Genomic DNA, 24,731 nt, shown 5'->3' with positions numbered 1-24,731 from the left:
AGCTGTCGGTGGATCGCCTACACGCGCTGCCGAAATCGCCGTACCGCGCGATACGGCAAGCGTGTCTGCCGTTGAAACCGCCTGAAACGGAAGATTCATTCCGTCAACAGGGGGAACAACATGAGCACCACCAAGTACCTGAAAGCGATCCGCGCCGAACGTCAGAGCCCGTTCAAGACCGCGATGCTGCTCAGCAGCCTGGCCATCGGCGCCGGCCTGATGTTCAGCGCGATCCAGGAAGCCCACGCGGCCACGCCGGTGACCAACACCTTCCAGGTGACCGCGACGATCACGAGCTCGTGCACCGTCTCGGGCTCCAACCTGAACTTCGGTTCCGCGATCGACCCGCTGGCCGCCGGCGTGCCGCTGGACGCCACGTCCACGCTGACCGTGACCTGCTCCAACACCACGCCCTACACCGTCGCGCTGAACGCCGGCGCGAACGCGGGCGGCTCCACCAACTTCACGGCCCGCACGATGAAGAGCGGCTCCGACACGCTGGGCTATCAGCTCTACGTCGACTCGGGCCGCAGCTCGGTCTGGGGCGACGGCACCTCGTCGTCCAGCGCCAAGAATGGCACCGGCACCGGCTCCGCGCAGTCGCATTCGGTCTACGGCCGGATCCCGTCGCTGGCCAACGTCGTGCCGGGCAGCTACACCGACACCGTCACCGTGACGATCAGCTACTGAGCCTGATCGTCACTTCCGGTCCGGCGCTCCCCCAGGGAGGGCGGGGCGGATCCAGGGCCTCCCGCGGGAGGGCGGATCCCCGGACCGACCCTTTGCTCGAGTGCTGACGCAGTACGCCGCTCGACTCGCGATTGATTCCGGAGGCTGGGCTTTCGGGGCACGCGACTCGGCCTCCCCCCTGACGACAGCGGCGGGTCAGCACTCGACAATGTTCACCGCGAGTCCGCCCCGGGCGGTCTCCTTGTACTTGGTCATCATGTCCGCGCCGGTCTCGCGCATCGTCTTGATGACCTTGTCCAGGCTCACGTGGTGCGTGCCGTCGCCGCGCAGCGCCATGCGCGCCGCGTTGATGGCCTTCACCGACGCGATCGCGTTGCGCTCGATGCAGGGGATCTGCACCAGCCCGCCTACCGGATCGCAGGTCAGCCCCAGGTGGTGCTCCATGCCGATCTCGGCGGCGTTCTCGGCCTGGGCCGGCGTGCCGCCCATCACCGCGCACAGCGCGCCCGCGGCCATCGAGCACGCCACGCCCACCTCGCCCTGGCAGCCGACCTCCGCGCCGGAGATCGAAGCGTTTTCCTTGTAGAGGATGCCGATCGCCGCGGCGGTCAGCAGGAAGTCGATGACGCCGTCCTCGTTGGCGCCGTGCACGAAGCGCGCGTAGTAGTGCAGCACCGCCGGCACGATGCCCGCGGCGCCGTTGGTCGGCGCGGTCACGACGCGGCCGCCGGCGGCGTTCTCCTCGTTCACGGCGAGCGCGTAGAGGTTCACCCAGTCCATCACCTGCAGCGGGTCGCGCAGCGCGGCTTCGGGATGGGCGACGAGGTCGCGGTACAGCGCGGCCGAGCGGCGCTTGACCTTGAAGCCGCCGGGCAGGATGCCCTCGGTGCGGCAGCCGCGCTGCACGCATTCCTGCATCACGTGCCAGATCTTCAGCAGGCCCGAGCGCGTCTCCTCGTCGGAGCGCCAGTGACGCTCGTTGCGGCGCATGATCTCCGCGATCGAGCAGTGCTCCTTCTCCGTCAGGGCCAGCAGCTCGGCGCCGGTCTTGAACGGGTAGGGCAGCACCGTCGTGTCGGGCGCGATCTGCTTCTGCTTGGCGCCGTCGGCCAGCACTTCCTCGGTGACGACGAAGCCGCCGCCGACCGAGTAATAGACGCGGTTCTGCAGCTCGTTGCCTTCGGCGTCGAAGGCGATGCAGCGCATGCCGTTGGCGTGCAGCGGCAGGCTCTGGCGGCGGTACATGACGAGGTCGCGGGCCTCGTCGAAGGCCACGACATGGTCGCCGCCCAGCGCGATGCGCTTGTCGGCGCGGATGCCGTCGAGGATGCCGGGAATGGCCTCGATGTCGACGGTGTCGGGTTCATGGCCGGCGAGGCCCAGCAGCACGGCCTTGTCCGAGCCGTGGCCCTTGCCCGTGGCGCCGAGCGAGCCGTAGAGCGCCGTGGCCACGCGCACCGTGCGGTCGAGCACGCCCTCGTGGCGAAGGCGTTGCACGAACATGCGCGCGGCGCGCATCGGACCGACCGTGTGGGAACTCGACGGTCCGATGCCGATCTTGAAGAGGTCGAAGACGGAAACTGCCATGAGACCTCTCCTCGATCACTCGTCGGCGTAGGCCGACAGCGGGGGGCAGGAACAGACCAGGTTGCGGTCGCCGTAGACGTTGTCCACGCGGCCGACCGGCGACCAGTACTTCACGTGGCGCAGCGCGGGCACCGGATAGGCCGCGTCGTCGCGCGAGTAGCCGTGGGCCCACACGGTCGTGAGCAGGCTCTCGGCCGTGTGCGGCGCGTTCACCAGCGGGTTGTCGGTCTTGGACCAGGCGCCGGACTCGACCTTGGCGATCTCCTCGCGGATCTGGATCATCGCGGCGATGAAGCGGTCGAGCTCGAACTTGGACTCGCTCTCGGTCGGCTCGACCATCAGCGTGCCCGCGACCGGGAAGGACAGCGTGGGCGCGTGGAAGCCGTAGTCGATGAGGCGCTTGGCGACGTCCTCGGCGGAGATGCCGGAGGAGTCCTTGAGCGGGCGCAGGTCCAGGATGCACTCGTGGGCGACGCCGCCGCCCTTGACGCCATCGATGTTGCCGCTGAAGTGGATGTCGTAGTGGTCCGACAGGCGGGCCGCCACGTAGTTGGCCGACAGGATGGCGGTTTCCGTCGCGGCCTTCAGGCCGACCTCGCCCATCATGCGGATGTACATCCACGAGATCGGCAGCACGGCCGCGTTGCCCAGCGGCGCGGCGGAGACGGCGCCGATGGCGGTCGTCTCGCCCAGGCCCGCGGCGCGGTGCGCCGGCAGGAAGGGCACGAGGTCCTCGACCACGCAGACCGGGCCGACGCCGGGGCCGCCGCCGCCGTGCGGGATGCAGAAGGTCTTGTGCAGGTTCAGGTGGGACACGTCGCCGCCGAACTGGCCGGGGGCGGCGATGCCGACCAGCGCGTTCATGTTGGCGCCGTCGACGTACACGCGGCCGCCGTGTTCATGCACCAGCGCGCAGATCTCCTTGACGTGCGTGTCGAACACGCCGTACGTCGAGGGGTAGGTGATCATGATCGCGGCGAGGTTGGCGCTGTGCTGCTCGCACTTGGCCTTCAGGTCGGCCAGGTCGATGTTGCCTTCCTTGTCGCACTTGGTCACGACGACCTGCATGCCCACCATCTGCGCCGAGGCCGGGTTGGTGCCGTGCGCCGATTCGGGGATCAGGCAGATCTTGCGATGCGCGTCGCCGCGCGACTCGTGCCAGGCCTTGATGATCAGCAGGCCGGCGTACTCGCCCTGCGAGCCCGCGTTGGGCTGCAGCGAGACGCCCGCGTAGCCGGTGGCCTGGCACAGCCAGGCGGTCAGCTGCTGGTCCAGCTGGGCGTAGCCCTGCAGTTGGCTCTGCGGCGCGAACGGGTGCACCTGCGCGAACTCGGGCCAGGTGATGGGGATCATCTCGCTGGTCGCGTTGAGCTTCATCGTGCACGAGCCCAGCGGGATCATGCTGCGGTCCAGCGCCAGGTCCTTGTCGGACAGCAGGCGGATGTAGCGCAGCATCTCCGTCTCGGAGTGGTGGATGTTGAAGATCGGATGCGTCAGGTAGGCGCTGGTGCGGGCCATCGCGGCCGGGATCAGCGTCGCCACGGCGGCGCCGGTGAAGGCGTCCGCCACCGGCTTGCCCTCGGCGAAGACCGTCAGCACGGCCTGGATGTCGGCGCGGGTGGTGGTCTCGTCCAGCGTGACGCTGATGCTGTCCTCGCCCGCGCGGCGCAGGTTCATGCCGGCGGCGACGGCGGCGGCCAGCACCGGGCCGGTGTGCGCGCCGGTGCGCACGTGCACGGTGTCGAAGGCGGTCTCATGGACCAGCGTCAGGCCCAGCGACTTCAGGCCTTGCGCCAGCACGGCGGCATAGGCGGCGACGCGCTGCGCGATGCGCTTCAGGCCCTGCGGGCCGTGATAGACGGCGTACATGCTGGCCACGACGGCCGGCAGCACCTGCGCCGTGCAGATGTTGGACGTCGCCTTCTCGCGGCGGATGTGCTGCTCGCGGGTCTGCAGCGACAGGCGATAGGCGGGCTTGCCGTGCGAGTCCACGGACACGCCGACCAGGCGGCCCGGCAGCGAGCGCTTGAACTCGTCGCGGCAGGCCATGTAGGCGGCGTGCGGGCCGCCGGCGCCCATGGGCATGCCGAAACGCTGGGTCGTGCCCACGGCGATGTCGGCGCCTTGCTCGCCGGGGGCGGCGATCAGCGTCAGGGCCAGCAGGTCAGCCGCGGCCACCAGGAGGCCGCCGTGCGCGTGGACCGCGTCGGCGATGGCCTGCAGCGGACGCACCACGCCGGTCACGCCGGGGTACTGGACCAGCGCGCCGAAGCACTCGGTCTTGCCGGCGTCCTCGGCCGGTCCGACCAGCACGTTGATGCCCAGCGGCTCGGCGCGGGTGCGCACGACTTCCAGCGTCTGGGGCAGCACGTCGTCGGCGACGAAGAAGGTCTGGCTCTTGCTCTTGGCCATGCGCGCGGCCAGCGTCATGCCTTCGGCGGCGGCGGTGGCCTCGTCCAGCATGGAGGCGTTGGCGATGGCCATGCCGGTCAGGTCGCAGACCATGGTCTGGAAGTTGACCAGCGCTTCCATGCGGCCTTGCGAGATCTCGGCCTGGTAGGGCGTATAGGCGGTGTACCAGGCGGGGTTCTCGAGGATGTTGCGCAGGATGACGCCCGGGGTGAGCGTGCCGTGATAGCCCTGGCCGATGAAGCTCTTCAGGATCTGGTTCCTGCCCGCGATGGCCTTGAGCTCGGCCAGCGCCCGCGCTTCGGTGACGGCGTCGGGCAGGTCCATCTTCGCGGCGCGCTTGATGGCGGCCGGGACGATGGCGTCGATCAGCGCGGCGCGCGAGGCGCTGCCGATCGCCGACAGCATCAGCGTTTCGTCATGGGCGTCGGGACCGATGTGACGGGCGTGGAACTCGACGGCGTTCTCGAGCTCGGCGAACGAGGGCAGGGCGGACATGGCGGGGCGATCCTGGAAATGAAATCGAAGTCATCAGTGACCGTGGGTCGGAGAGGCTTCGATTCGGGAAGGGCCGCTAGGCGCGGACCGGAGCCATAGCAGCGCTATGGCGAGGATCCGCAACAACGCGGCCCGCCCGAAGCGAGGCCTCTACGGCCGACGGTCAGGAGTTCTTCACGAGCTCGTCGTAAGCGGTCGTATCCATCAGGCCATCGAGTTCCGACGGATTGGACAGCTTGACCTTGAAGAACCAGCCCGACTTCAGCGGGTCGGTGTTGGCCAGCGACGGGTCGGCGCGCAGCGCCTCGTTGACCTCGACGATCTCGCCCGAGACCGGGGCGTAGACGTCAGCGGCGGCCTTGACCGACTCGACGACGCCGGCCACTTCCTTGGCGGCGAAGGACTTGCCCACGTCGGGCAGGTCCACGAACACGACGTCGCCCAGCGCGTCCTGCGCGTGGACCGTGATGCCCACGGTGGCGATGCCGTCGGTGGTGTCGACCCACTCGTGGTCGGGCGTGTACTTGATGCTCATGGAAGACTCCGTGCTACCGGCGAAGGTCGCGCAAGGTTGAGAGAGGAAAAACGGAACGGGTGATGACCCAGGATCGCGGATCAGCCGCGGAAGTATCCGTTGGGCGTGAACGGCGTGGAAGACACCGTCATCGGCGTGCGCTTGCCGCGCACCTCGGCGAAGAGCTCCGTGCCCAGCGCCGCGTAAGGCGTCTGCACGTAGGCCAGCGCGACCGGCTTGCCCACCGTCGGGCCCAGCGTGCCGCTGGTGACGACGCCGATCTCGACACCCTCGGCGTTGACGAGCTTGGCGCCCTCGCGCACGGGCATGCGCTCCGAGCTGACCAGGCCGACGCGCTTGCGCGCCGCGCCTTCGGCGAACTGGCGGTCGATGACGGCCGCGCCGGGATATCCGCCGGCACGGGCGCCGCCGGCGCGGCGCACCTTCTGGATCGCCCAGGTCAGCGAGGCCTCGACCGGCGTGGTCGTCGTGTCGATGTCATGGCCGTACAGGCACAGACCGGCTTCCAGGCGCAGCGAATCGCGCGCGCCCAGGCCGATCGGCATCACCTCGGGCTGCGCCAGCAGCTTGCGGGCCAGTTCCACCGAGCGGTCCGCGGCCACGGAGATCTCGTAGCCGTCCTCGCCGGTGTAGCCCGAGCGGGTGACGAAGGTCGGGATGCCGTCCAGGTCGAAGAAGCCGCCGGTCATGAAGACCAGCTTGGCGACGTCGGCGTTCAGGCGCGACAGCGCCGTCACCGCCTGCGGGCCCTGCAGCGCGAGCAGCGCCTGCTCGGGCATCGGACGCACCTCGCAGCGGCCCGACAGGTGCTTCTGCATGTGGGCGATGTCCTGATCGCGGCAGCCGGCGTTGACGACGACGAACAGGCCGTCGGTGCGGCGCGCGACCATCAGGTCGTCCAGGATGCCGCCGTCGTCGGCGGTGAACAGCGCGTAGCGCTGCTTGAACAGGCCCAGGTCGACGATGTCGACGGGGACGAGGGTCTCGAGCGCGGCGGCGGCGTCATCGCCCACCAGCAGGACCTGGCCCATGTGGGAGACGTCGAAGAGACCAGCGGCGGCGCGGGTGTGCTTGTGCTCGGCCATCACGCCGGCGGGGTACTGGACCGGCATGTCGTAGCCGGCGAAGGGCACCATCTTGGCGCCGAGCTCGACGTGGAGCGCGTGCAGGGGGGTCTTGTGCAGGGGCGTGTTCAGGGACTGATCAGCGGACATGTCTCGCTCCGAGGGCATTCGTCGTGACCACGCCGATCGTGACCGTGTCACGCCCGGGTGGGGGAAATGCCCTCGCTGTCCGCTTTACCTGAGAGATTGGCCATCGGCGGTTGGCCGTCGGCTTGCCCCTTCGGTGGACGGGCTCGACCGGTGATGGTCCGCCCCGCCTCTCTCCAGTGAGGACGCCCGATGTCTCGGGCGTTTTGCCAGTCCTTTTGCCTGAGCGTTCGCAGCGTGGGATCGCCAGTGCCACTGCGCCTTCGGCGGCCCCCGCGAGGGGGCTCTCTCCTGACAGGCGCGCATTGTAGTCATGGAATCGGGCGCGGTCGCGTGTCGGATGGGGCACAGGGGGAATGACGCCGGGATGGCCGTCGGGTGTCGGGTGCTCGGGGGACGGGCGACCACCCAGCGCGGCGGCCCCGCTGGCGGGTCGAAGGAGTTCCCGTCATGAAACCGCAGGCGACCTCGGTGCTTCATTTGCCGCTGCCACCTCCGCCACCGCCGCCGCCATCCCCAGAGCCTTCCCCGGCGCCGTCTCCCGACCCGGCGCCGGCGCCCGTTCGCGACGTGGCCGAGCGTCGTCGCAGTGACACGGCCATCGCCCATCTCAGCGCGGGCCGGGCGACGATGCGCCTGGAGCCCTCGCCGATCCTGCGCCTCCCGCCCGAGGCCGCGCCGCCCAACACCACGCTGCCCAACACCGCGCCGCAGAACACCGCGCCGCCCATTCCGGGCGCCGAGCCGACGCCTGGCTTCTGGACCCGCCTCGAGAAGCTGAACCAGAAGAGCGTCGCCGGGCTGTCGCAACGAATGGGGCGCCCGGGCGGACTGCCGGGCTGGTGGCGCAAGCACTTCGGTCCGAAGGAGCAGAAGGGCAACGAGGTGCTTGGCCATGCCCGGCGCATCGGCGCCAGCCTGGCCTCGGCCTATCTGGGCGTCGACCCGCGACACCGCGACCTCATGCCGGCGCAGTTCGCGCTCATCGTCCATCGGTCCGTCAACCGGGCCTTCCTGGACTGCGCGTACCCGGCGCGCAAGGAATGGGCTCGCCGGGTCGCGGGGGGCGGCGTCGGCGATTTCCGCCGTGCGCGCCGGCAACTGGATCGCGAGATCGAGGCGTCGCCGATGATCCTGGGCCGGCCTGACGACCGGCCCGATCCCCGGCAACTCGAGGCGCGGTTTGCGAAGGCGGTCATCCGCGCGTTGATCGCGGCGCCCCGGCAGTCCTGATCCCCCGCCGTCCGGCGCCCGTGCACAATCGCGCCCATGCGACTCCTGCTGGTGGAAGACGACCTCATGATTGGCGAGCAGCTGCTCGAGCTGCTGCGCGCCGAGGGTTATGCCGTGGACTGGGTGCGCGACGGCGAGATCGCCGACACCGCGCTGCAGTCCCAGACCTACGACCTCGTGATCCTGGACCTGGGCCTGCCCAAGCGCGACGGCATGGGCGTGCTGCAGGCCCTGCGCGGGCGCAAGCAGACCGTGCCGGTGCTGATCGCCACCGCGCGCGACGCCACCGCCCAGCGCGTGGCGGGGCTGGATGCCGGCGCCGACGACTACGTGCTCAAGCCCTTCGAGCTCGATGAGCTGCTGGCGCGCATCCGCGCGCTGCTGCGACGCGCGGCCGGCCGCGCCGAGCCGGTCTACGAGCACATGGGCGTGAGCATCAACCCGGCCACGCGCGAGGTCACCGCGCACGGGCATCCCGTCACGCTGTCGCAGCGCGAATGGGCCGTGCTGGAGCCGCTGATCGCGCGCCCGGGCATCGTGCTGTCGCGCCAGCAGCTCGAGGAGAAGCTCTACGGCTGGAAGGACGAGATCAGCAGCAACGCGGTCGAGGTCTACATCCACGGGCTGCGCAAGAAGCTCGGCGCCGAGCTGATCCAGAACGTGCGCGGCGTGGGTTACCGCGTGCCCAAGGAATGAACGCGGTGGACGGATCCGACGCGCCGCGGCGCGGCCGTTTCGCGCTGCTGCCGCGCTCGCTGCGTTACCGGCTGCTGCTGTTCCTGCTGGCGGCGATGCTGACCAGCGCGCTGATCCAGGGCATGAGCGCGTATCGCAACGCGCTCATGGAGACCGACGAGATCTTCGACTACCAGATGCAGCAGGTCGCGCTGTCGCTGCGCGCGGGCATGGGCACGGGCCTGCCGCTGCCGCTGGGCGAGGAACAGAGCATCGACCTGATCGTGCAGGTCTGGGGGCTGGACGGCACGCCGCTGTACCGCTCCGCCGGGCCGGACTGGCTGCCGCAGCGCGCGGTGCTGGGCTTCTCCAATGTCGCGTTGCGCGGCAAGCGTTATCGCGTCTTCGCGGTGCAGGGCCGGTTCCAGGTCGTGCAGGTCGCGCAGGACATCGCGGTGCGACAGCGCATGGCGGGCCAGCTCGCGTGGCGCACCGCGCTGCCCACGGCGCTGATGCTGCCGATGCTGGCGCTCGTGGTGTGGTGGGTGGTGTCGCACTCGCTGGCGCCGCTGGAGCGCGTGCGCCAGCAGCTGTCGCGCCGCGTGGCGCAGGACCTCGCCCCGGTGGACGAGGAGGACCTGCCCGCGGAGGTCCAGCCGCTGGTCACCGAGCTCAACGCGCTGCTGGACCGCGTGCGGCAGGCCTTCGAGCAGCAGCAGCAGTTCGTGGCCGACGCCGCGCATGAGCTGCGCTCGCCGCTGGCCGCGCTCAAGCTGCAGCTGCAGTCGGTGCGGCGCGCGCCGGACGACACGGCGCGCGCGCAGGCGCTGGAGAAGCTGGGCTCGGGCATCGACCGCGCGTCCCACCTGATCGAGCAGCTGCTCGCGCTGGCGCGACAGGACAGCGCCAAGGCGCAGGCGCCGATGCAGCCTATCGCGCTGGATGCGCTGTGCCGCGACGCGGTCGTCGACGCGGCGACGCTGGCCCAGGCGCGCGGGGTGGACCTCGGGCTGGGGCGCTGCGATCCGGCCCGCGTGGACGGCCATCGCGAGGCGCTGACGATGCTGCTGCGCAACCTGATCGACAACGGCGTGAAGTACGGACGCCGCCGCGTGGACCTGAGCCTGGAGCGCAGCGGCGGCCAGGCGCTGCTCGTCGTCGAGGACGATGGTCCGGGCATCCCCGACGCGGAACGCGGGCGCGTGTTCGATCGCTTCTACCGTTCCGAGGCGCAGGCGCAGCAGGCACCGGGCACCGGCCTGGGCCTGGCGCTGGTGCGCAGCATCGCCGACGACCACGGCGCCACGCTGCGCCTGGGGCACAGCACCGCGCTGGGCGGGTTGCGCGTGGAGCTGGCGATGCCCTTGTCGCGCGTGCCGCAGGGGCCGTCTCCATTGCCCTTGACCCCGGTCGAACCGCCTGCGCTGCCGCCCGCTTGACGCCCGGCTCGCTCGGCTTTACTTGCCCTTCACGACGACCTTTCCGGGATTAAGAGCGACCTAAGCCAAGCTCCTCACACTTCAAGCCATCGAATCGGCGCAGGGTCCCAGGACCCGGCGGCCGGCAGCAAATCTGGAGGTTCAGATGGCTCAAGTGGAGAAGATGATTCCGGTGAAGAAACTCGTGTGGGCGCTGGCCGCGGCTGGCGTGCTGGGAGCCGCGGGCGGTGCGCTCGCGATGCGCAACGCCAAGCTGATGCCGGTCGCGCAGACCGAGACGCCGAGCGCGTCCGTGTCGGCCGGCTCGGACGGCACGCAGGTGGCGGCGGTGACGACGCCGACGGCCAACGCGGCCGCCCCGGCGGGCAACTTCACGCCGCCGCCCGCAGGCATGCCGGACTTCGCGCAGATCGCCGCGGCGCAGGGCCCGGCGGTGGTCAACATCAGCGTGTCGGGCACCGTGAAGACACGCGCGGCGCGCGCGCCGCAGATCGATCCGGACGACCCGTTCTATGAATTCTTCCGCCGCTTCGGCGTCCCGGGCATGCCCGGCGGGCCCAATGGCGGCGAGGGCGGCAATGGTGGCAGCGGCGGCAGCCGCGAGATCCGCGGCCAGGGCTCGGGGTTCATCGTCAGCGCCGATGGCGTGATCCTCACGAACGCGCACGTCGTGCAGGACGCGCAGGACGTCGTGGTCAAGCTGACCGACCGACGCGAGTTCCGCGCCAAGGTGCTGGGCAGCGACAAGTCCACCGATGTCGCCGTGCTCAAGATCGAGGCCAAGAACCTGCCCACGGTGCGCCTGGGCGCCACGCGCGACCTGCGCGTGGGTGAATGGGTGCTGGCCATCGGCTCGCCCTTCGGTTTCGAGAACAGCGTCAGCGCCGGCGTGATCAGCGCCAAGGGCCGCTCGCTGGGTCCGGACGAGAGCCGTGTGCCCTTCCTGCAGACGGACGTGGCGATCAACCCGGGCAACTCGGGCGGGCCGCTGTTCAACGCGCGGGGCGAGGTCGTGGGCATCAACTCGCAGATCTACAGCGCATCGGGCGGGTACCAGGGCCTGTCCTTCGCCATTCCCGTCGAGGTCGCCAACAAGGTCCGCACGCAGATCGAGAAGGGCGGCAAGGTGCAGCACGCCAAGCTCGGCGTGATGGTGCAGGAAGTCAACCAGGGCTTCGCCGACTCCTTCAAGCTGGATCGTCCCGAGGGCGCGCTGGTGGCCAATGTCGAGGACAACGGTCCGGCGGCCAAGGCCGGCCTGCGCTCGGGGGATGTGATCCTGGGCTTCAAGGGCCAGCGCATCGTGTCCAGCGGCGACCTGCCGGCGCTGGTGGACCAGTCCCTGCCGGGCGACAAGGTCGACATCGACGTGTGGCGCAACGGCAAGCGCGAGACGATCACCGCCACGCTGGGCGACGCGAACGACAAGTCCGCCAAGCTCGCGGCCAAGGGATCGAGTGACGCCGATGCCGACCACGGCAAGCTGGGCTTGGCGCTGCGTCCGCTGCAGCCCGAGGAACGCCGCCAGCTGGGCACGCGCGATGGGCTGCTGATCCAGGAGGTCGGCGACGGCAGCGCCGCGGCGCGCGCGGGCGTGCGTCCGGGCGACGTGCTGCTGGCCGTCAACGGCACGCCGGTGCAATCGATCGACCAGGTGCGCAATGCCGTCAAGGGTGCCGAGAAATCGGTGGCGCTGCTGGTGCAGCGCGGCGGCGACAAGATCTTCGTGCCGGTGCGCATCGGCTGATCGACGACCGCTTTCTCAACGTTTCCCTCCCAACCGACCGCTGCCTGTGGCGGTTGCTCCGTGGGGTCCGCGCGTGGTGGCGCGGACCCCTTTTTTTTCCACCCGCTTTTCGACCGTTGCGGCGCTGGCATCATGCGCGGCATGTCGAGTTCGAAGTCCCCTGACGAATCGCCGGTGATGAGCGCCGCGCGCGCGCGCAGCCAGCAGGCGATCGACGCGTTCATCGAATCGCTGTGGATCGAGGAGGGCTTGTCGCGGAACAGCCAGCTGGCGTATCGGCGTGACCTCCAGCTCCTGGCCGACTGGGCCGCCGCGCAGCGCGGCCGCGCGATGGATGAGATCGAGGAGCTCGACCTGCTTGGGTATGCCTCGGCGCGGCACGAGGGCGGCAAGGCGAGCTCGGCGAATCGGCGCCTGTCGGTGTTCAAGCGCTATTTCCGCTGGGCGCTGCGCGAGCGCCGCATCGAGCGCGATCCGACGCTCAAGCTGATCACCGCGAAGCAGCCGATGCGCGTGCCCAAGACGCTGTCGCAACAGCAGGTGGAAAGCCTGCTCGAAGCGCCTGACGTCGGCACGGCCCAGGGCCTGCGCGATCGGGCGATGCTGGAGCTGATGTACGCCAGCGGCCTGCGCGTGAGCGAGCTGGTCACGCTCAAGAGCGTGCACGTGGGCCTGCGCGAGGCAGTGCTGCGCGTGACCGGCAAGGGCGACAAGGAGCGCCTGGTGCCGTTCGGCGAGGAGGCCCATGCCTGGCTGATGCGCTACCTGCAGGAGGCGCGCACGCAACTGCTCAGCGCGCGCGGCACCGATGACCTGTTCCTGAGCCGATTCGGTCAAGCCATGACGCGGGAGAGCTTCTGGCGGATCGTCAAGAAATACGCACGGATCGCGGGCATCACCAGCCCGATCTCGCCGCACACGCTGCGGCATGCGTTTGCCACGCACCTGCTCAACCATGGCGCGGATCTGCGGGCCGTGCAGCTGCTGCTGGGGCATGCGGACCTGTCCACGACGCAGATCTACACCCATGTGGCCCGGGAGCGGCTCAAGGCCCTGCACGCGGCGCATCACCCGCGCGGTTGAGGATCGGTGCGCGGGCCGACGGCCGAACTGCGGCACGGGGCGCTCACACCAAACCCCGTCCTCCACCTCCCCGGATGGCCCCACGCCGCGACGCGCGCGTCGGCGGAGCCGGTCCGACCCCGCCATGAGCCACACCATCGTCTATTCGACCTCCCTCCCCATGCTGGGCGGAGTGGGGCAGCCGGTCTCCGCGCACTTCGGCCACTATCCCTGCGATCCCCGCGTTGCAGCCTGGCCGCCGCTGGCGCCGGGCGTGAATCCCGCCCATCTGCTGTCGGTGGCGATGGCTTCGGTCGGTCAGGCGCTGCATGGGCTGGTCGCTCCGATGCTGAACGCCACGCGATTCAACGCTTCACCCTGGATGCCGCCCATCGTGCAGTTCGCGGCGCCACCCGGACTGCCCGGCATGCCGCAGAGCTACGTCCCGTATCCGTCCCATCCGCCGCAGGCCTTCTTCGCGCCGCATCCGGCCTACACGCGGCACCCGCAGGCGGGAGGGCCTCCGCCTCGCACGCCGTCCGCCGCGCCCTCGAGGCCGGCGCTCCCGCCCACCTTCACCCCCACGAAACTGGATCCGCAGGCCTTCTTCGGCTCGGCGGCCGAGATCCTGGAAAGCGACGTCTCCGACATGGTTCTGGCGCATCCGGCGCCGGGCCAACCGGAGCCGGCCTTCTTCGCCGCGCTGAAGCACACGGGTCAGTCCGTCATCGGCGAGTTGCCGATGGGGAACGGGAGAACGGCCCACGCCGAAGCCATCCGATTGGCCGGCGAGACGAACGACGGCAGCTGGCTGCTGGCCTTGAACCTCAACATTCCCGGTGAGCCGCCCGAGCATCGGCTGATCCGCATGCACGACGTGAAGACCAGGCCCGAGGATGGCATGAGCTTCGTGGAGGATCTCAAGCGGATCGATGCCAGTCTGGCGAAGAACCGATGCGGCGAGGAGGGCCGGACGCTGGGCGTGATCTGTCACGACGGCGCCACCGAGTCCGGCGCGGTGATCGCCGGCTTGAATGCGTTGGGCGAGGCCGACGACATGCGACGCGAGTCGCGGGAGAGCGGTACGCCCATGCCATCGCCGGGCCAGTTCGCGCGAAGCCAACGCGAGTTCGTGCAGGACGCGCGAGACCTCCGCGGCTCGGCATACGCGCAGGGACAGGAGCGCGAGCTCGAGGCGGTGATGGACCTCATCTACGAGGCCGCCCAGTCGCCGGGCGAACCGGCGGGCCAGGAGGCCCCGCTCCTCATCGACATCCGGGAGGAGACATCCCCAAAAGGGATCCGGGACGAGCCGGCGCGCGGGGATAGTCCGACCGTCATGGATCAGCCGGTGCCCGCGAACGTCCAGCGTCGGCCTGTGCTGACGCCCACGACGACGCCCACGGCCACGGTGACGCCGCTCCCGGTCACGGCGCTGGCGCAGCAGCCTCAAGCATCCGCCGCGCAACGCGTGACCAAGGGGGGCGAGGAGATCGGCGACGAGCTGCTGCTCCTGCAACTGGCTCAATTGCCGTCACCGCCCAAGGACCTGTCGTCTCGCGGCGAGCCGATTCGTCGACGCTTGGAACGCCAGAACGTCGACAGGCTCCGCGAGGAAGTCCAGCGCCGTCAGCTGGCCCGATTGCCTTCGCCACCTCGGGGCCTGCCGAGGTCAGCTTCCGCGCCGGATCTGAGAGGGAGCGGCGGTGTCGGCACCGAGCGTGCGCGGGCCTTGGAGAAGAACCTCGCGACAGCCCGCAGCGAGAGCGCCCTGAACGAGGCGGGGCGCTCGGGCCCCCTGACCCGGACGTTGTCCGGCTTGCTGGATGAGATCGACCTCCACCACCGCCTGACCATGACGCTGAACAGGAAGCGCCCCGGCAAGCCTCGAGAGTCCCAGCAAAACCTTCTGAAGCTCACGGATCAGATGGCGCCGCTGGTCGACAAGTTGCGCGAGCGCGCCCGGGCGTCCGGCGCCGCCGATCGCCGTGACCGCGAGGCGGAGGTGTCGCGACTGGTGACGGCTGCAATGGCCCAGGCGTTCAAGGCCATGACGTCGGCGCGGCAAGCGCGTCTGCACCAGGCGCATGGCGCCGAGTCCGGCCTCGTCGCGACCGCGCGCAAGGAGATGGATCGTGTGACGGACCGAATCTCAGCGCTCAGCCGGAAGGAGACGTCCTCCTTGAGCGGGGCGCCGTCCGAAGAACTCATCCACCTGGCGCGTCAGCGGTCCACGCTGTTCCACACGCTGGGGGCGATCGACGCCGTGATGGGGCCGCGTCGCTCAGCCCAGCACGGCCCCGAGATCATGGAATCCGAGGTTTGAGGCGCCGCGCTCAAGCCACCGGAAGCCCCGCCGGTGGCTTGATCTCTTCCAGGCAGATCATCGAGCGCACGTCCGCCACGCCGTCCAGCTGCATCAGCTTGTCGGTCAGGAACTTGGACAGCGCCTGCAGGTCGCGGGCCACCACCTTGAGCAGGTAGTCCGAGTCGCCCGACACGGTGTGGCATTCCAGGATCTCGGGGAAGTCGCGGATCAGCGACTCGATCTCCCGCACCCGCGCGAACGCCTGCGCGGTGATGTTGAGGCTGACGTAGGCCGTCACTCCCAGGCCCAGCGCCAGCGGGGCCACATCGGCGCGGTAGCCGCGCAGCACGCCGCGCTCCTCGAGCGCGCGCACCCGGCGAAAACACTGCGGTGCCGACAGATGCACCTGCGCCGCCAGGTCGACATTGGACATCCGCCCATCGCGCTGCAGCGCCTCCAGGATGCGCAGGTCGATCGCGTCGAGCGAGACCGGACCCAGCGCCCGCGGAGGCGCGGAGGCCGAGGGTTTGGACGCCGGCTGGGACGGCGCCGACGCGGCGGCGGTCTTGCGGGTGGCGGAGGTGTCCAACTTTCTGGTCATCTTGTTCACGGACGGGATCGTGGCGAGGAATTATTGCGATTCTATGGCGCCGAATGAACAAAGCGTGCGTGGCGCGTCGCCAACGACTGGCCTAGACCCGGCGGCTTCGGCGAGAATCCCGCCCCATGGATCACAGTTTTCTCTCCGCCCTCATCCTGCTGCTGCTGGTGCTGGACCCGCTCGGCAGCCTGCCGATCTTCATCCCGATCATGCGATCGGTGCCGCGCGAGCGCCGGCTGAAGGTCGCGCTGCGCGAGGTCGGCATCGCCTTCGCGGTGCTGCTCGCGTTCATGTTCCTGGGCGAGGGCTTCCTGCGCCTGATGCACCTGTCGGAGCGCTCGCTGGAGGTGGCCGGCGGCGTGATCCTGATCATCATCGCGATCCGGATGATCTTCAGCCACGCCGGAGAGTCCGCCTACGGCATGGAGACCGGCAAGGAACCGTTCATCTTCCCGCTGGCCGTGCCGCTGCTGGCCGGCCCCTCGGCGATGGCGACGGTGCTGCTGCTGGCCTCGCGCCAGCCCGACCGCGTGGCCGAATGGATCGGCGCGCTGTTCACGGCGATGGTGATCTCGTTCCTGGCGCTGATCCTGGCCGACCGCATCCGCAAGCTGCTGGGCGACTCGGTCGTCTCCGCGCTGGAGAAGCTGATGGGCCTCGTGCTGACGGCCATCGCCGTGGAGATGATCCTGTCGGGCCTGAAGCGCTACTTCGTCGGCGGGCTCTGAGGGGCCGCGCCCGCGCCGGATCCGCTGGCGGCGATCTCGTCGGCGGCCTGACGCGAGGCCGGCGAGGCGCGCCATTCCTCGGCCGTCATGCCGTACAGCGCGCCGTCGAAGTCGTACCAGTGCTCGATCGCACGGAAGCGCATGCCGAGCTTGGTCATCACGTGCGCGGAGCCGGCGTTGTCCGGGTCGCAGAACGCAACGAGCTGCGGCGCGCGCAGTTCATCGATCGCGAAGGCCGTCATCCGCCGCGCGGCCTCCGACGCATAACCGCGGTCCCAGCGGTCGCGGCGCAGCCGCCAGCCGAGCTCGTGCGGATTGGCGCGGTCGCGGCCGATGTGCTGCACGCAGCCCGCGCCGACGATCAGGCCGCTGTCCCGCTCGATGAAGGTCCACCAGCTGTAACCCCATTCGGCCCAGCGCGCCTTGACGCGTTCGATCATGAGCTGCGTGTCCTCGCGCGTGTCCGGCTTGCCGGTGATGTAGCGCATGACCTCGGGGTCGCGGTTCATCTCGAACAGGCCGTCGAGGTGCGAGTCGGCCATCGGCTCGAGCCGCAGGCGGGGGGTGAGGAGGATGGTCATCGGGCCACTGTAGCCGCCGCCGCGCCGGGCTGCCGCAAGTCAGACAGGTCGAGCTCATCCGGCTCGCGCGCGCCGTTGAGCCAGCGGATGCGGCAGCGGCCGGCGCGCTTGGACTCGAACATCGTCTGATCGGCGCGGCCCATCAGCATCTCCGCCTCCACTCCGTCCAGCGGAAAGTGCGCGACGCCGAAGCTGCTGCCGACCTGCACCGTGGCGCCGTTGGACAGCCGGATCGGCGCGAGGATGCCGCGCAGCAGCCGCTCGCAGGTGGTGCGGCTATCGGCGGGCGAGGGCAGCGGCGTGAGCAGCACGACGAATTCGTCGCCGCCCAGCCGCGCGGCGGTGTCGGAGGCGCGGATGCCCGAGGCCAGCCGGCGCGCGATCTCCTTGAGCACCTCGTCGCCCGCGTCGTGGCCGTGCGTGTCGTTGACGGCCTTGAAGCCGTCCAGGTCCAGGTAGGCCACCGCCACCGTCATCTCCTGGCGCTGCGCGGCGGCCATCGCCTGGCGCAGCCGGTCCGACAGCAGCACGCGGTTGGGCAGCCCGGTGAGCGCGTCGTGGAACGCGGCGCGCTCGACGCGCGCCTCGTAGGCCTTGCTCTGCGTGATGTCGGCCATCATCCACAACGTGGTGTCGCGCTCGCCCGGCAGCGCCACGCCGTTCAGGTCGACCCACACGAGGCTGGCGTCCTTGCGCCGCATTTGCAGCTGCGTGCGGAAATGCCCGCCGCGGCGCAGCACCGGGTAGGCGTTCTGGCCCAGCGCGAGGAAGGTCTCCTCGTCGAGGTAGAGCTCGCGCACGGGGAGGTCCTGCATCTCGTCCTCGCCGTAGCCGAACAGCCGCTCCAGCGCCCGGTTCTTCCACACGATGCGCCGGCCCCGCAGCTTGGCGATGGCGATGACGTCCGCGTCCAGCATCGCCTGCTGGTCCAGCGTCAGGCGGCGCAGGTCTTCGGTCATCGCATCGGCGAGCGCCTGCGCGCGGGCGCGTCCCGCGGCCAGCAGGTAGGTCGTGGCCGCCAGCAGCGTCGTCAGGATCAGGCCGATCAGCCCCGGTCCCCAGCCGGCGGCGTCGATCACGCGGCGCTCGTAGGCCGCGTTCAGCGCCGTCTCCAGCCGGAATGCGCGCCCCGCGATCTCCAGGTGACGCAGCTGGGTCACGACGCGGTTGTCGAAACCGGGCTGCGCGGTGACCGGCGCATCCAGCGGCTGGATGCCGGTGGCGGAGTCCAGCAGCAGGTCCTCGGTGGCGGTGTGGTCGTCGACGATCAGCCGGAAGTCCATCGGCGCGTCGGCCAGGCCCTCCTTGAGGCCGTGCAGGATCTCCTGCGCCACCAGCGGCGCGTACAGCAGGCCCAGCAGCGCGCGGCGCCGCTGCACCGCGTCGATCGGATCGGCGCCCTCGCGGAAGACCGGCACCAGCAGCAGCATGCCGGGACCGTGCGCGCGGTCCTGCACCAGCGGCACCGGCGCGGACAGTGTCGCCTCGCCGGTGAGGATGGCGTGCTCGATGGCTCGCCGCCGGATGCCCTCGGAACCCAGGTCGAAGCCCCAGGCGGGGTAGTTCTTGGACAGCGGCTCGATGTGCGCCACGACGAAGAGGTCGGGGGCGGCGTGGCTCATGCCGCGCACCGAGAACTGCGGCGCGCCGTCCGCGCGCTCGGCCGCGACGAAGGCGGACAGCTCGGTGCGCATCACGCGTGGCACGAAACCGAATCCCCGCACGCCGGGGAACTCGCGCGGCAGGTCGCGGGATTGGACGTAGGCGCGGAAGGCCTGGCGATCGACCCGGCCGTGCAGCGCGGCGATCGCGCCGCGCGCGCCCTTGAGGCCGTACACGGGCTGGATGAAGCGCTGCACGATGTCGCGCTCCAGCCGTTCCGCCTGGGCGTCCAGCAGCCGATGCGCCTCGGACACGACGCGGTTGCGGTTCCAGAGCATCGCGCTGAGCGTCATCACCAGGCCGGCCAGCAGCACCAGCAGCGCGGCCACGACGGCGGTCATCGGCAGGTCGCCGGCGCTGGGGCGTGCGGCGCGCGCGGTGTCGATCACGGGCTCGGAAGGGTCGTGCACGGGCAGGGCGGCGGGACCGCGGATGCTGGACACAGCCGACAACTGTAGGGCAGGGCGCGCGGTCGTGCGCGCGCCGTCCCGCGAAGCCCCGACTCGTTACATCTGATGCGCCGCGGCGTCGCGCGAGCGCCTATCCTCCCCCGCTCCAGGGGGCGGCGCGCGGCTTGCTCTTGTGCTGCAATCAATCCTCATCTCCGGCAAAGGCGTGCAGTCATGGCGGAAGACTCGGACAGGAGCCCGAAGGGCTGGTGGGCGATGGTGCGGAGGCGCTGGTCGGCCCGCGGGACGCAACCGGCGCGCATCGCCGCGGCCGACGAAGCGCAACTGATGGACGGCCTCAAACGCGAGGCCGCGCGCGCGCAGCGCCACCGCCACGACGGCGTGCTGATGCTGCTGGAACTCGATCCCTGGGCGCGGTTCCACCAGCAGTACGGCAGCGAGTGCCTGCAGGCGCTGGATGAGCGGCTCGATCAACTGGTGCGCCAGCAGCTGCGCGGCGGCGACTGGCTGCTGCCGCTGCCGCGTGGGGTCTGGGCCGCCTACCTGCCGTGCACGGACCCGCTGGGCGCGCTGGACGCCGCGGACCGGGTGCGCTCGCGCGTGGCCACGCTGGATTACCGCTGGTCAGGGCAGGCGCTGCCCTTGAGCGCGAGCCTGGGCCTGGCGCATTGGCAGGACTGGCGGCGCGAGCCGCAGCAAGGCGCGGATCAGCTGCTGCAGCAAGCCCGTCAGGCGCTGGCGATGGCCCGCGGCGCAGGATGCAACTGCGTGCGCGCGTACGCGGCGATGCCGTCCGGGCGCAACCGCTACAGCGGCACGCGGCCGGCGTAGCCGGTCATCTCGAGATAGCCCCAGCCCAGCGTCCGGCCGGACTCGTCGGTCAGGCGGGCGACGCCTTCCCAGTACGGGAAGCCGGTGCTGCGCCGGGCGTCCACCTCTTGCGCGGCGTAGGCCGCCTCGACGAGGAACACGCCGCGCGGCGTGTGGATGCGCCAGCGCGTCGGATAGCTCGCCAGGCTGACCGGGCTGCGCCAGTGCGCCAGCGGCTCGAAGCGCAGCTGCTGCTCGAAGTCGAGGGGCGCCGAGGCGCGTGCGGCCGATCCCCCGCTGTCCGGCGCCGCGCGCCAGCTGCCGCCGGTCCAGACCACCGCGCCATCGGCGCCGCGCATCTGGAACAGCGTCATCGACGAGCCGTCGTCCAGGTTCAGCCCCAGCCAGTCCCAGCCGACCGCGCGGTCGGGGGCGGCCTCGGCGCCGCGGCCCAGGTACTGGTTGCTCCACTCGTGATCGAGCCAGGCGCGGGCGCGGACCTCGCGCGTGCCGCCCTCGCGCAGCGCCAATTGACCGCCGCCGCTCAATTGCGGCTCGCTGACGTAGCGGCTGGCCTGTTGCGCGCCGGGGCCCTTGCGCGACCAGCCCTCGCGGCCCTGCAGCAGCGGCGGCTGGGGCGCGTCCAGCGTCAGCGCGAGCGCGAAACCCCCGCGCTCGCTGGGCATGGCCAGCGTGTAGCGGCTGTGGCCGGCCGGACCGTCCGAGCGCGTCAGGCGCCAGCCGGTCAGCCGCACGCGGGTGTCGTCGGTCTCGGCGCGGGCGTTGGCGAAGCCGTGGCGCAGGACCTGCTCGTCGTGCAGCAGGCGCTGCTGTCCCAGGTCCGACAGCGCCGCGTGGGCGAGCATCAGCTGCGCCGGCGAGAACGCCGAGCCCCCGGGCGACAAGGGCCGACGCAGGTCGTTGCGCACGCGGAAGAAGGTCAGCTGGAAGCCGAAGTCCGGGCGCGTGCCGGCGGGAATCGGTGCCCGCGAGCCGTCGCCGATGAAGAGTACGCCGGTGACGTACCACCACTCGACGCGGGTCTCGGGGTGCGCGCCGTGGTCGCGCGGGAACCGCAGCGGGGCGTCGGACAGGGCGTCTTCCGTCGCGGCCACCGGCGCATCGGCCCGTGCGGCCGGTGCGGCCTGCGCGATGGACGAGCCTGGCCGCGTGATCCCCATGCCCGCGAGGGCGCCCAGCAGCGGGCGTCGTCCGATCATCACCAATCCTCCCGCACGGCGCGCAGCGCCTCGCCCTGGCCGGCCCGCAGCGCCCGCGCGCTGGCCCAGGCGGCCGTGGCGCCGGTGGCCAGCAGGCTGGCGGCGAGCAGCGCCGCGACGCGCCAGCCGGGAATCGTCCCGTCCATGCTCCAGTGGAAGCTCTGCGGGTTGAGCCGGTACACCAGCACCGCGCTGATCGCCAGGCCCACGAGCAAGCCCATCAGCGCGCCGGCCACGGCCTGCAGCAGCGTTTCCGCCAGCACCAGCCGGCGCAGCATCGCGCGGGTCAGGCCCAGATGCAGCAGCAGGCCGAATTCGCGCCGTCGCGCCAGCAGCTGCGCCGACAGGCTGGCCGCGACGCCGAACAGCCCCAGGCCCAGCCCGACCGCCTGCAGCCAGTAGGTGATCGCGAAACTGCGGTCGAAGATCGCCAGCGAGAAGCGCCGCAGCTCGCCGGCCGAAGCGATCTCCAGCGACTCCGGCGCGCCCGAGGCCGCGCGCAGCGCCTGTTGCACGGCCACGGGATCCGCGCCCGGACGCAGCCACACGGCCAGCTCGGTGACCGCGCCGTCGCCGCTGACCCGCGCCCAGTCCTCGCGCGCCATCAGCACCGCGCCGGACTGGCGGCTGTAGTCGCGCCAGATCGCCTTGACCGCGACTGGCAACTGCCGGCCGTCCAGGCGCAGCATGAAGCGGTCGCCCGGTCTCAGGCGGAGTTCGTCGCGCATCGCCTCGTTGATGTAGACCGGCGTCACGCCCGCCGGCAGCGCGACCGCCGCGCCCTGCAGCGGCAGCCGGTGGTCCAGCGGCCGCGCCAGCAGCGTGGTGCTGCCGGTCATGCCGCGCACCGTCAGGCCCACGGCGCGCGTGCGTTGCGCGGCCACGCGCTCGACGCCCGCCAGCGCCGCGGCGGACGCGGCCAGACCCGGCGGCATCGGCTGCCCCTGCTGGGCGCTGTCGCGCGCGGTCTGGCGCAGGTAGAGATCGGCCGGCAGCATGTCCGTCAGCCATTGGTCCAGCGACTGGCGGAAGCTCGCCACCATGACCAGCATCGCCACCGCGAGTGCCAGCGCGACCAGCACGCCGGCGATCAGGCGGCCGGCCTCGCCGGCCTGGTCGCGGGCGCGCTCCACGGCCAGCAGCGGCAGCGCGCGGCGCGCCGCCCAGCCGCGCAGCAACCCGGTGATCGCGCGCAGCACGAGCGGCACGGTGCCCAGCGCGCCCAGCAGCAGCGCCACCATGGCCGCGTACGCGCCCAGCGGCAGGCCCGCGACCATCGGCATCGCCGCCAGCGGCAGCGCCGCGGCCAGCAGCAGCGGCCCGAACCACCAGCCGCGCCCCGACGCCTGCCCGCTGCCCAGGCCCTTGAGCACCTGCGCGACGGGCAGCCGGCGCAACCGCATCAGCGGCAGTGCCGCGGCGCCCAGGCTCACCAGCGGCCCGAGCGCGAGCAGGCCCGCGATCGAGGCGGGCGACATCGTCAGCGCCGGCCGCGCGCCGCTCAGGCCCGTCAGGCCGCTGCCGAGGTCGCCACCGAGCGCGTGCAGGCCGAGTTCCGCCAGCGCCACCGCCAGCCCCAGGCCGAGCACCGCGCCGGCCAGGCCCAGCAGCAGCGCTTCCGACATCAGCAGCGCCAGGCGCTGGCGCGCGCTCATGCCGAGCACGCCCAGCAGCGCGAGCTGAGGCAGGCGCTGCGCCACCGACAGGCTGTGCACGGCGAAGACCATGAAGGCGCCGACGAACAGCGCCATCAGCGACAGCACGCCCAGGTTGAGCCGGTAGGCGCGCGTGAGCCGGCGCGCCTCGTCGGCCTGCTGGCGGGCCTCGTCGCTCGGGGCGCGCGCGGTCACGCCCGGCGGCCAGGCCGATGGCGCCCGACCGGCCTGGCCGGCCGACAGCCGCAGCAGGATCGCGTCGAGCTGGCTCTCGCGGCGCAGCATCTGCTGCGCCCAGGCGATGTCGACGATCACCAGCGCCTGCTGGCGATCCGGCACGCGGCCGGCGACCGGCACCGGATCGGGTTCGCCGGGCAGGTCCAGGCGCAGTGCCGCGCCTGCTTCCCAGCCCAGCCGCGTCCAGGCCGCGTCGCTGACCAGCAGCGCCGGCTCGCGCAGCGCACGTCCCAGGTCGGCGCCGTCCAGCCGGGGCAGCCATTGCGGGTGGAAGGCGCCCAGCTGCAGCAGGTCCAGCCCGATCAGCCGCACGCGCTGCCATTGACCGTCCTTGGCCTGGATCCGGATGCTGGCGTCCAGGCGCGGGGCCAGCGCGGAGATGTCGTCGCGGGCGGCGAGCTCAGCGAACAGGCGGTCCGACAGTGGCGCCGCGCCGGGCGCGGCCACGAGCTCCAGATCGGCTTGCGCGCTGCTCTGGCGCGCGGCGGACTCGAACTGGGCGAGGGCGGAGGCGTTGATCCAGTGCACCGCGCCGGCGAGCGCCAGACCCAGCGCGATCGTCAGCAGCGCGGCGAGCTGGCGGCCCCACTGCAGGCGCAGCGCGGGCCAGGAGAGCTGCCACCACCAGCCCCACGCGCGGCGCAGCGCGCCCGGGGCGGCGGAGGAGGGCGGCAGGTCGGCCATGCGGGCTCAGACCTCGACGAGGTGGCCGTTCTCGAGCCGCAGCCGGCGATCGGCCATCGCGGCCGCGTGCGCCGAGTGCGTCACCAGCAGGCAGGCCGCGCGCTGCTCGCGCAACTGGTCGCGCAGCAGCGCCAGGACCTGGTCGGCGTGCGCGGGATCGAGGTTGCCGGTGGGTTCGTCGGCCAGCACCAGCACGGGCCGGTGCACCAATGCACGGGCGATGGCCACGCGCTGCAACTGACCGCCGGACAGCTGGCGCGGCAGGTGCCGGGCCTGGGCGTTGAGGCCGACCGCGTCGAGCATCTGCGCCACGCGCGCCGGATCGGGCCGGCCCTGCAGCAGCAGCGGCAGCGCGACGTTGTCGAACACGCTCAGGTGGGGCAGGACGTGGAAGGCCTGGAAGACGAAACCGAGCTGCTCGCGGCGGAGCTTCGCCTGGCCTGACTCGTCCAGCGCGAGCAGATCCCGCCCTTCGAGCACGACCTGGCCCCGATCCAGCGGCTCCAGCGCGGCCAGTCCGTTGAGCAGCGTCGACTTGCCGCTGCCCGATTCGCCCAGCAGCGCGAGCATCTCGCCACGATGGAGCGTCAGCGAGAGGTGTTCGAAGAGCGTGTGCGCGCCATAACGCTTGGTCAGGCCGGAGGCGGTCAGCAGGGGAACGTCCATCGTCGGGCAAGGCAGCCGGCGGTGGCGCCGGCGCGGTAACGCGATCCGGCGATTGTGGCCCTCGGCCGGGGCAGCGCAGGTGG

The 24,731-nt window shown here is 71.3% G+C and carries 19 protein-coding genes and 2 riboswitches; of the genes, 9 read left to right on the top strand and 10 right to left on the bottom strand.

Annotated features, from left to right (window positions below; all coding sequences use genetic code 11):
• Positions 1 to 120: 120 nt before the first annotated feature.
• The gene (locus ACNI65_RS12605; RefSeq protein ID WP_416763427.1) at positions 121 to 690 is read left to right on the top strand and encodes a spore coat U domain-containing protein; all 570 of its coding nucleotides are present in this window, start codon (positions 121 to 123) and stop codon (positions 688 to 690) included.
• A gap of 195 nt (positions 691 to 885) precedes the next feature.
• Here the strand turns inward: ACNI65_RS12605 and ACNI65_RS12600 are convergent, their stop codons facing one another.
• The 4 genes from ACNI65_RS12600 to gcvT form a co-directional block, all read right to left on the bottom strand.
• Positions 886 to 2,277 carry an L-serine ammonia-lyase gene (locus ACNI65_RS12600; RefSeq protein WP_416763426.1) on the bottom strand — a complete coding sequence of 464 codons (1,392 nt, stop codon included), beginning with the start codon at positions 2,275 to 2,277 and terminating at the stop codon, positions 886 to 888.
• Between the two features lie 15 nt (positions 2,278 to 2,292).
• Positions 2,293 to 5,184 (bottom strand): aminomethyl-transferring glycine dehydrogenase, encoded by a 2,892-nt coding sequence (gene gcvP, locus ACNI65_RS12595; protein ID WP_416763425.1) that lies wholly within the window; start codon positions 5,182 to 5,184, stop codon positions 2,293 to 2,295.
• A gap of 163 nt (positions 5,185 to 5,347) precedes the next feature.
• Positions 5,348 to 5,719, bottom strand: a complete 372-nt coding sequence (gene gcvH / locus ACNI65_RS12590) for a glycine cleavage system protein GcvH (protein ID WP_416763424.1) — start codon at positions 5,717 to 5,719, stop codon at positions 5,348 to 5,350.
• 80 nt (positions 5,720 to 5,799) lie between these two features.
• Positions 5,800 to 6,933, bottom strand: a complete 1,134-nt coding sequence (gcvT, locus tag ACNI65_RS12585) for a glycine cleavage system aminomethyltransferase GcvT (RefSeq protein WP_416763423.1) — start codon at positions 6,931 to 6,933, stop codon at positions 5,800 to 5,802.
• A gap of 65 nt (positions 6,934 to 6,998) precedes the next feature.
• Positions 6,999 to 7,120, bottom strand: a riboswitch (glycine riboswitch).
• Positions 7,121 to 7,130: 10 nt separating this feature from the next.
• Positions 7,131 to 7,234: riboswitch (glycine riboswitch) on the bottom strand.
• A gap of 266 nt (positions 7,235 to 7,500) precedes the next feature.
• Between gcvT and ACNI65_RS12580 the strand changes: the two genes are divergently transcribed.
• The 6 genes from ACNI65_RS12580 to ACNI65_RS12555 all read left to right on the top strand — a co-directional run bounded on the left by ACNI65_RS12580 (position 7,501) and on the right by ACNI65_RS12555 (position 15,412).
• Positions 7,501 to 8,163 carry a hypothetical protein gene (locus tag ACNI65_RS12580; RefSeq protein WP_416763422.1) on the top strand — a complete coding sequence of 221 codons (663 nt, stop codon included), beginning with the start codon at positions 7,501 to 7,503 and terminating at the stop codon, positions 8,161 to 8,163.
• Positions 8,164 to 8,199: 36 nt separating this feature from the next.
• Positions 8,200 to 8,859 carry a response regulator gene (locus tag ACNI65_RS12575; protein ID WP_416763421.1) on the top strand — a complete coding sequence of 220 codons (660 nt, stop codon included), beginning with the start codon at positions 8,200 to 8,202 and terminating at the stop codon, positions 8,857 to 8,859.
• 5 nt (positions 8,860 to 8,864) lie between these two features.
• A complete protein-coding gene (locus tag ACNI65_RS12570) occupies positions 8,865 to 10,277 on the top strand; it encodes an ATP-binding protein (protein WP_416763420.1) in 1,413 nt (470 codons plus the stop codon).
• Between the two features lie 145 nt (positions 10,278 to 10,422).
• Positions 10,423 to 12,024 carry a Do family serine endopeptidase gene (locus ACNI65_RS12565; RefSeq protein WP_416763419.1) on the top strand — a complete coding sequence of 534 codons (1,602 nt, stop codon included), beginning with the start codon at positions 10,423 to 10,425 and terminating at the stop codon, positions 12,022 to 12,024.
• A gap of 141 nt (positions 12,025 to 12,165) precedes the next feature.
• Entirely contained in the window at positions 12,166 to 13,107 is a 942-nt protein-coding gene (gene xerD / locus ACNI65_RS12560) for a site-specific tyrosine recombinase XerD (RefSeq protein ID WP_416763418.1), read from the top strand.
• Positions 13,108 to 13,231: 124 nt separating this feature from the next.
• Positions 13,232 to 15,412 carry a hypothetical protein gene (locus tag ACNI65_RS12555; protein ID WP_416763417.1) on the top strand — a complete coding sequence of 727 codons (2,181 nt, stop codon included), beginning with the start codon at positions 13,232 to 13,234 and terminating at the stop codon, positions 15,410 to 15,412.
• Positions 15,413 to 15,422: 10 nt separating this feature from the next.
• Here the strand turns inward: ACNI65_RS12555 and ACNI65_RS12550 are convergent, their stop codons facing one another.
• On the bottom strand, positions 15,423 to 16,004 hold the full coding sequence (locus ACNI65_RS12550; protein ID WP_416763416.1) for an Lrp/AsnC family transcriptional regulator: 582 nt from the start codon (positions 16,002 to 16,004) through the stop codon (positions 15,423 to 15,425).
• A 116-nt stretch (positions 16,005 to 16,120) separates the two neighbouring features.
• Here ACNI65_RS12550 and ACNI65_RS12545 point away from each other — a divergent pair, with 116 nt between their 5' ends.
• Positions 16,121 to 16,723 carry a MarC family protein gene (locus ACNI65_RS12545; protein WP_416763415.1) on the top strand — a complete coding sequence of 201 codons (603 nt, stop codon included), beginning with the start codon at positions 16,121 to 16,123 and terminating at the stop codon, positions 16,721 to 16,723.
• On the opposite strand, the gene ACNI65_RS12540 is transcribed toward ACNI65_RS12545, so the two are convergent.
• Positions 16,702 to 17,304, bottom strand: a complete 603-nt coding sequence (locus tag ACNI65_RS12540; protein ID WP_416763414.1) for a GNAT family N-acetyltransferase — start codon at positions 17,302 to 17,304, stop codon at positions 16,702 to 16,704. The genes ACNI65_RS12545 and ACNI65_RS12540 overlap by 22 nt on opposite strands.
• Positions 17,301 to 19,409 (bottom strand): CHASE domain-containing protein, encoded by a 2,109-nt coding sequence (locus tag ACNI65_RS12535; protein WP_416763413.1) that lies wholly within the window; start codon positions 19,407 to 19,409, stop codon positions 17,301 to 17,303. Before ACNI65_RS12535 ends, ACNI65_RS12540 begins: the two co-directional genes overlap by 4 nt.
• A 180-nt stretch (positions 19,410 to 19,589) precedes the next feature.
• On the opposite strand from ACNI65_RS12535, the gene ACNI65_RS12530 reads away from it, so the two are divergent.
• Positions 19,590 to 20,207 carry a GGDEF domain-containing protein gene (locus tag ACNI65_RS12530; protein WP_416763412.1) on the top strand — a complete coding sequence of 206 codons (618 nt, stop codon included), beginning with the start codon at positions 19,590 to 19,592 and terminating at the stop codon, positions 20,205 to 20,207.
• On the opposite strand, the gene ACNI65_RS12525 is transcribed toward ACNI65_RS12530, so the two are convergent.
• From ACNI65_RS12525 to ACNI65_RS12515, 3 genes are read right to left on the bottom strand one after another with little or no spacing between them, the layout of a single operon-like run.
• A complete protein-coding gene (locus tag ACNI65_RS12525; protein ID WP_416763411.1) occupies positions 20,183 to 21,406 on the bottom strand; it encodes a lipocalin-like domain-containing protein in 1,224 nt (407 codons plus the stop codon). The two genes, ACNI65_RS12530 and ACNI65_RS12525, sit on opposite strands and share 25 nt — an antisense overlap.
• Positions 21,406 to 23,982 carry an FtsX-like permease family protein gene (locus ACNI65_RS12520; protein ID WP_416763410.1) on the bottom strand — a complete coding sequence of 859 codons (2,577 nt, stop codon included), beginning with the start codon at positions 23,980 to 23,982 and terminating at the stop codon, positions 21,406 to 21,408. The genes ACNI65_RS12525 and ACNI65_RS12520 overlap by 1 nt, the downstream gene beginning before the upstream one ends.
• A 6-nt stretch (positions 23,983 to 23,988) precedes the next feature.
• The gene (locus ACNI65_RS12515) at positions 23,989 to 24,648 is read right to left on the bottom strand and encodes an ABC transporter ATP-binding protein (RefSeq protein WP_416763409.1); all 660 of its coding nucleotides are present in this window, start codon (positions 24,646 to 24,648) and stop codon (positions 23,989 to 23,991) included.
• Positions 24,649 to 24,731: the final 83 nt, after the last annotated feature.

It is taken from the genome of Roseateles sp. So40a, from assembly GCF_048081605.1.
Classification (GTDB): Bacteria; Pseudomonadota; Gammaproteobacteria; order Burkholderiales; family Burkholderiaceae_C; genus Roseateles.
The sequence above is the reverse complement of the archived record's forward strand: the minus strand, read 5'-3'. Positions and strand labels throughout refer to the sequence as shown.

What these genes read in the sequence shown, in the direction of transcription:
- ACNI65_RS12605 (WP_416763427.1), top strand. Translation starts at nt 121, where the DNA reads ATGAGCACCACCAAGTACCTGAAAGCGATCCGCGCCGAACGTCAGAGC.
- ACNI65_RS12600 (WP_416763426.1), bottom strand. Translation starts at nt 2,277, where the DNA reads ATGGCAGTTTCCGTCTTCGACCTCTTCAAGATCGGCATCGGACCGTCG.
- gcvP (WP_416763425.1), bottom strand. Translation starts at nt 5,184, where the DNA reads ATGTCCGCCCTGCCCTCGTTCGCCGAGCTCGAGAACGCCGTCGAGTTC.
- gcvH (WP_416763424.1), bottom strand. Translation starts at nt 5,719, where the DNA reads ATGAGCATCAAGTACACGCCCGACCACGAGTGGGTCGACACCACCGAC.
- gcvT (WP_416763423.1), bottom strand. Translation starts at nt 6,933, where the DNA reads ATGTCCGCTGATCAGTCCCTGAACACGCCCCTGCACAAGACCCCCCTG.
- ACNI65_RS12575 (WP_416763421.1), top strand. Translation starts at nt 8,200, where the DNA reads ATGCGACTCCTGCTGGTGGAAGACGACCTCATGATTGGCGAGCAGCTG.
- ACNI65_RS12565 (WP_416763419.1), top strand. Translation starts at nt 10,423, where the DNA reads ATGGCTCAAGTGGAGAAGATGATTCCGGTGAAGAAACTCGTGTGGGCG.
- xerD (WP_416763418.1), top strand. Translation starts at nt 12,166, where the DNA reads ATGTCGAGTTCGAAGTCCCCTGACGAATCGCCGGTGATGAGCGCCGCG.
- ACNI65_RS12555 (WP_416763417.1), top strand. Translation starts at nt 13,232, where the DNA reads ATGAGCCACACCATCGTCTATTCGACCTCCCTCCCCATGCTGGGCGGA.
- ACNI65_RS12545 (WP_416763415.1), top strand. Translation starts at nt 16,121, where the DNA reads ATGGATCACAGTTTTCTCTCCGCCCTCATCCTGCTGCTGCTGGTGCTG.
- ACNI65_RS12540 (WP_416763414.1), bottom strand. Translation starts at nt 17,304, where the DNA reads ATGACCATCCTCCTCACCCCCCGCCTGCGGCTCGAGCCGATGGCCGAC.
- ACNI65_RS12530 (WP_416763412.1), top strand. Translation starts at nt 19,590, where the DNA reads ATGGCGGAAGACTCGGACAGGAGCCCGAAGGGCTGGTGGGCGATGGTG.
- ACNI65_RS12525 (WP_416763411.1), bottom strand. Translation starts at nt 21,406, where the DNA reads ATGATCGGACGACGCCCGCTGCTGGGCGCCCTCGCGGGCATGGGGATC.
- ACNI65_RS12520 (WP_416763410.1), bottom strand. Translation starts at nt 23,982, where the DNA reads ATGGCCGACCTGCCGCCCTCCTCCGCCGCCCCGGGCGCGCTGCGCCGC.
- ACNI65_RS12515 (WP_416763409.1), bottom strand. Translation starts at nt 24,648, where the DNA reads ATGGACGTTCCCCTGCTGACCGCCTCCGGCCTGACCAAGCGTTATGGC.